Below are 2,885 nucleotides of genomic sequence, written 5' to 3'. Positions count from 1 at the left end.
TACGGCATGAACTGATACTAATCAGTTAAGTGTTTGTTTAAAAAGGCGCTAACCGGCATGGGGAAGCGCCTTTTTTATCTCTGTTTATACATATGTTTATACACGATTGCTCGCACAAACAAAAAAGCACCAGAACATAGTCCAGTGCTTTGATAGGTTGGGTTTATCACCTTGGCCTTTCCGGCTTTCTCCATTGATACGGTTTGGCATCCATCCTTTGCCGGTGGCGTTCTTTCGCAGCCAAGCAAGCGGCAACGCGATTGCGCACCATAAGATGATCCCGCCCGTTAAGTTCATGGCCCTCGCGACTAGCAATCTCTTCCAGGGCAGCGATAAGTAAAATTTTATTCATATGAGCCTCTATTGCTGATCTTCTGCATAAATCCCGGCGGAGATAATTGCGCCGCCAATTTCCCGTTGCCCATAAAGCAGGGGAACGGGATTGCCAGATGCTGTCGTGTTAACGGGACCACCAAACGCATAGGAGGGTTTGTTATCAGGTTCCTGACGCATTCGCAGGCCTGATACCTGCGGGGAAAGTAACTGGACTACTCCACCCAAGGCCATTGATGCTCCAACAAGGCCAATGTTTAATGCAGCGCCCTTCCCAATCATTGCGGCACCTGCTGGACCAAGAGCTATACCACCAGCAATCAATGCTACACCGAGAACAGCCTGGAACAGACCTGCCCGCTTACTTCCTCGTATTACCGGAATAATTCTCAGCTCATCACCCGGCCCCAGGAGTTCAAACTCTTCGTGCCCGATATTGCGACGATCCCGGAAAATAACAAAATCCAGTCCCTTTGCCCGAGCTTCACGCAGATAGGCATCAAAGCCGTCAATGGTGTTAGAAAGCGCCCTGAAAACTTCGCTGGCGGACGTTAGTGCACGGCGATGTGTCCTGCCAAATCGCTGAGCCATTGAGCCGCTGAGTTTTATCGTGGTTTTCATAGTAGTTAATACCTGTTGCATATTACCCCCTGTCAGATACCGTTAAATGTCGCCAACCGTTGTTTGTGGTTGTCGCTCATATCGAAAGCAAAATCCTCGTGCTCAGCCTGGAAGGTACCGAACGCCATCAGCGCGGATACAGCCGGGTCTATCTTGTTGGAAGATTTCTTCTTGTTGGGCTTAATGTTGGCGTTGGCATCCGTCTCCATCACCACGTTACCAATCGCCCAGGACAAAACAGGATCGCCGCGATGGCGCACTACCTTACGGTTAACGAACACCTCAAAGGATTTCGCCACCGGACTGAACTTGAGATAGGTTTGCGGGAAAGGCTCCACATCAAGCCCTGCTCCCTGTAGCTGGGTGCGCAGGTGCGTGGCGTTCCACGTATCGAAACCCACCAGCCGGATATTGAATGTTTCAGCGTCGTGCAGAATATCGTCACGGATGCGGTCATAGTCGATGCAGTCGCCGGGGGTAGTGCGTATCCATCCCGCTTTTACCCACTGGCGGTAGATGGCGCGGTTTTTGTTGGCGACGCTAAGCAGCTGCGCTTCCGGCAGATAATGACGGGTAAGGAGTCTGATCTCCCTGTCGAACGGGAAAGCGTAACTCACGCTGGTAATATCGCTGGTTGAGGACAGGTCAAATCCGGCGTAACACTCCATCCCGGCCAGATCGTCTTCGGTGTAGTCGAGTGCACAGGCATCCCATGCCCCAGCACCCATCCACGGTGTGGAACCCTGACACCAGATATTGAAACGCTTGGTCAGCATCTCCACCCATTGCGAAGGTATCCCCCGCGCTTTCTGGATGGTGGATTCCAGTTTCGCCGCGTCAACGGACACATGCAGATTAGGGTTGGCCTTGATCCACATTCCCGGCTGCTCAACCTCGCTTTCGTCGTCCAGCTCGTAGATCAGGACAAACAGCGAGTCATTGCTCTCTTCCCCGGCCAGAATCTGACAGCAGTAGTCATAATGCTGTTTACAGGCGGAGACAACGTTACTCCCGGCTGTCGTGATGGCGAACAAAATCGCCTCAGGACGTGCGCCCATACCTAGCTCAAGCGCGGAATAAACGCCGTTATCCGGGTGAAGGTGGTATTCATCGACAATCGCCAGGCTGGGGTTAGTCCCTTCAATGGTGGCCGCTTTCGCCGCCAGAGGCTTTAGCAGGCTGTTGCTCTTCGGGAAAATGACTTTATGCGCCTGAATATTTACGCGCTTTTTCAGCGGTTTTGACAGCAGGCACATCTGGCGGGCATCGTCGAACACGATTCTGGCCTGATCCCGGCTCACCGCCGCCGTGTAGATATCCTGCTGGCCCTTCTCCATTACCAGAAACCAGTTAGCCAGCATGGCGGCCACGGTGGATTTGGCGTTCTTACGCGGCACCTCAATAAATGCGCTGCTGTATTTCCGGCGTCCTGACTCCCTGACCTTAAAGCCCAGCAGGTTAGCAAAGGCGAACTGCTGCCACGGTTCCAGCTCGATAGGCTGGCCCCGCAGCGGACCTTTGACGTGTGGACAGAGCCGGGAGAACGCAATAAACCGTTCTACGGTCGCCGTATCGAACTCATAACGGGGGTCATTCAGGTCTGAAAAGTACCTTTCCACGGCCTGTTTTACGCGCTTACAGGCCGGGATTTCACCCGTTTTTATCGCGTTTGCGTACTCATTCCAGACGGTCAAGCTCGTCTTCCTCTTCCGTTTCTACCGGGTTACGGCGGCGGCTTACCGGATCAAAGCCCAGCAGCGACGACATTTTAATCATAATTTTTTCAGCATCTGCCTTTGCACTCAGTGCCGGATTTCGGCTCTCGCCCCCTTGGCTGTTAACAATGCTGAACCCACGGCTGGCAAGGTCTTTCAGACTTTGTTGAATAAATCGAACTTTTGCTGAGTTGAAGGATCAGATCACGCATCTTC

The 2,885-nt window shown here is 52.8% G+C and carries 3 protein-coding genes and 1 pseudogene; all 4 read right to left on the bottom strand.

Going from position 1 to position 2,885, the window contains the following annotated elements; genetic code table 11:
• Positions 1-166 precede the first annotated feature (166 nt).
• A complete protein-coding gene (locus tag ACOTX7_RS24115) occupies positions 167-352 on the bottom strand; it encodes a hypothetical protein (protein ID WP_072050853.1) in 186 nt (61 codons plus the stop codon).
• 8 nt (positions 353-360) lie between these two features.
• Positions 361-975, bottom strand: a complete 615-nt coding sequence (locus ACOTX7_RS24110; protein ID WP_421626175.1) for a tail assembly protein — start codon at positions 973-975, stop codon at positions 361-363.
• 11 nt (positions 976-986) lie between these two features.
• Positions 987-2,648, bottom strand: a complete 1,662-nt coding sequence (locus ACOTX7_RS24105) for a terminase large subunit (RefSeq protein ID WP_354676359.1) — start codon at positions 2,646-2,648, stop codon at positions 987-989.
• Positions 2,632-2,826: pseudogene (locus ACOTX7_RS24100) on the bottom strand (P27 family phage terminase small subunit); the annotation flags it as partial. The pseudogene ACOTX7_RS24100 and the gene ACOTX7_RS24105, both read right to left, overlap by 17 nt.
• Positions 2,827-2,885 lie beyond the last annotated feature (59 nt).

Origin of the sequence: Enterobacter cloacae complex sp. IR5418 (assembly GCF_049238105.1) — a bacterium.
GTDB classification, from domain to species: Bacteria; Pseudomonadota; Gammaproteobacteria; order Enterobacterales; family Enterobacteriaceae; genus Enterobacter; species Enterobacter hormaechei.
This window is presented reverse-complemented; position numbering and strand designations above follow the sequence as displayed.

Bases quoted from the DNA above. Each gene is read 5' to 3' on its own strand.
- ACOTX7_RS24110 (WP_421626175.1), bottom strand. From the start codon at position 975: ATGCAACAGGTATTAACTACTATGAAAACCACGATAAAACTCAGCGGC.
- ACOTX7_RS24115 (WP_072050853.1), bottom strand. From the start codon at position 352: ATGAATAAAATTTTACTTATCGCTGCCCTGGAAGAGATTGCTAGTCGC.